The sequence below is a fragment of the Pedobacter sp. 01T416_2 genome, from assembly GCF_056398925.1.
In genome coordinates, this window is the sequence record NZ_JBFTQI010000847.1 from 1 (window position 1) to 2,381 (window position 2,381).

Genomic DNA, 2,381 nt, shown 5'->3' on the forward strand with positions numbered 1-2,381 from the left:
GATAACCATCATCATCTAAACTGCCTATAATTTGTTTGCCAATAATAAAATCCTGGTCGGATAGGGGAATAAGGTCTAATTGCTCCTGTAAACTTTCAAAAAAAGTACTTTCAATGGCAATTGGTGTTTCTTTTTTCTCTTCATCGTCATCACCGTTATTATAGTTGGTGCTATAATCATTGGTAGAATCGTCCTGTAAATAATCATCTACATTAAATTCATCCATGCTGGTGTCTTCTGATGATTGTTCGTAATCTTCAGGCCCATCATTCAGATCATCATATTCGCTCTTTGGCTCATCCTGAGTCATTAAACTTGGATCTTCAAGTGCTGGGTTTTCTTCAAGTTCTTCTTTTACACGGGTATCTAAAGCAACGGTTGGCACCTGCAACAGTTTAATAAACTGTATTTGTTGCGGTGATAACTTTTGTAATAATTTTTGTTGTAAGTGTTGCTTTAGCATAGTAAATATAAAAGAATGGGGCAAAAATAAACAATAGATTTCAGATATTCTGCTGAATTGACTTAAATGCTATCGATATGTTTGGTTTTAAAATTATTTCATAAACATTTGTATTGAGTTTAATGTTTGCTACTTTAGTGAATAAATAAACTAAAACTTAATAAAATATGGGCTTTGTAAAAGAATTTAAAGAATTTGCCATTAAAGGGAATGCTTTCGATTTGGCGGTAGGCGTAATTATAGGTGGTGCTTTTGGTAAAATTGTTACCAGCGTAATCGACGATTTAGTGATGCCTATTGTAGCTGCAATGGTTGGTAAACCAGATTTTAGCAGCATTTATTTTGCAATGGGTAAAGGTGCCGAACTGATTCCAAAGGGTGCTTCGCTGGCAGATGCTAAAAAGGCCGCACCAGATGCATCTATATTTGCTTATGGTAACTTTATTACGGTAGCCATTAATTTCTTATTGCTGGCTTTAATTGTTTTTATGATGGTTAAAGCAATTAATAGAATGAAAAAGAAAGAGGAAGAGGTGGCAGTTGCAGCACCGGTAGTACCAACGGCAGAAGAAACCCTTTTAACCGAAATCAGAGATCTGTTAAAAACAAAAGCATAATATATAAAAGCCGTCCCGATGCAAAAAAGGGGCGGCTATTTTGTTTTAATAACTTCTTTTTACATTTGGATCGGTTATAATGATATAATCGCCGAGTTTTTTAAATTTTCCCCAATCGGGATTGGCAAAGCTTTCATCAGAAAATGATGAAATGTTCAGGATTTTTAGTTTTGGATTGGTCTGAGCCAGTTTCACCAATGTTCCCAGTTTTTCGTCGCTGTGGAAACGTCCATTAAGCTGAAAAACCTTAAAGCCTCTGTTTGCCTTAAGAAACTTATTTATAGACCATGCCATGGTCGCATCCCATAAATTTTGCGTTTGGTAAATTTTCATCGAGCCCATGCTGTGGCCACCCAAAGTTTCTGTAAATTTTTCATAATACCTACCCTGAGCCGTATCAATAGGTAAGGGTGGTAAAAAATTAAATGATGTTTTTGGGAAATTTTCTAAAACTTTAAGCCCTCCCATAGTAACAGCATTGCTGTAACGCGTAGCGGCATTTGCAGCAATAACTTTTAGCTTATTTTGTTTGGCATACTCCATTAAAGGTTTATAATCTTTGTAATTGCCCCAGGCCCTGCCTTCTTTAATAAAGTTCTTTTCTGAAATTAATCCTGCCAGGTATTCATCTACCTCAGGTTGTACATCGGTATGGAACATTTCTAAAGACAGTGCCGTTTTTAATGGATATTTTGAATGAAGTCTTTTAAAAAGCTCTGCTTCCAGATAATGGCCTATAGAATCGTTGTGGTCTTCGCCAAAGAATAAAACATCAGCCTGGTTCATATCAGTAACAATGTCGTCCATTGATATGGATTTCTGTTTTTTTACATCGTAAATCTTATAATGGTTACTTATTTCCTGTGCACACAAGCTGGTAGAAATAGCAAAAACAAACATTAATAGTGAAAATTTCATACCGTCAAAATAACAAAATAATTTTCACCGATAAAATAAGGGCACTTACCGTCTTTTACCGAGTTCTTGCACCTTGTGTATATTATGATGTAGTGCTTATTAATACTTTTGGATTATTAAATATGAACACACATGGATAATCTTAATAAAAACGATAACAACCACATTAAAAACTCAGGAAGAGTTTGGAGTGGTTTCATCATAGTCATCATCGGATTTGCATTTCTATTGAACAACATGGGACTAAATATTCCGAGATGGATATTCAGCTGGTCTAATTTTTTAATTGCACTTGGTGTATTTATCGGCGTTCGTCGTAACTTTAAAGGAATAGCCTGGCTAATTTTGATTTTGATCGGCGCTTACAATACCTTAAGTAATAT

4 protein-coding genes are annotated in these 2,381 nt (G+C 35.1%); 2 read left to right on the top strand and 2 right to left on the bottom strand.

Translation table 11 applies throughout. The annotated features are described in order from the left end of the window. A partial coding sequence (locus AC1DPQ_RS24905) for an RNA polymerase factor sigma-54 (RefSeq protein WP_477611207.1) occupies positions 1–463 on the bottom strand: 463 nt, incomplete at its 3' end. A 167-nt stretch (positions 464–630) separates the two neighbouring features. Between AC1DPQ_RS24905 and mscL the strand changes: the two genes are divergently transcribed. Then, positions 631–1,080 (top strand): large conductance mechanosensitive channel protein MscL, encoded by a 450-nt coding sequence (gene mscL / locus AC1DPQ_RS24910; RefSeq protein ID WP_477585487.1) that lies wholly within the window; start codon positions 631–633, stop codon positions 1,078–1,080. 45 nt (positions 1,081–1,125) lie between these two features. Here the strand turns inward: mscL and AC1DPQ_RS24915 are convergent, their stop codons facing one another. Next, positions 1,126–1,998 (bottom strand): ChaN family lipoprotein, encoded by an 873-nt coding sequence (locus AC1DPQ_RS24915; protein ID WP_477585485.1) that lies wholly within the window; start codon positions 1,996–1,998, stop codon positions 1,126–1,128. 132 nt (positions 1,999–2,130) lie between these two features. Here AC1DPQ_RS24915 and AC1DPQ_RS24920 point away from each other — a divergent pair. Further along, positions 2,131–2,381, top strand: a 251-nt coding sequence (locus AC1DPQ_RS24920) for a LiaF transmembrane domain-containing protein (RefSeq protein ID WP_477611208.1), incomplete at its 3' end; no start/stop codon positions are given.

Coding starts and splice junctions, on each gene's coding strand:
- mscL (WP_477585487.1), top strand. CDS start 631: ATGGGCTTTGTAAAAGAATTTAAAGAATTTGCCATTAAAGGGAATGCT.
- AC1DPQ_RS24915 (WP_477585485.1), bottom strand. CDS start 1,998: ATGAAATTTTCACTATTAATGTTTGTTTTTGCTATTTCTACCAGCTTG.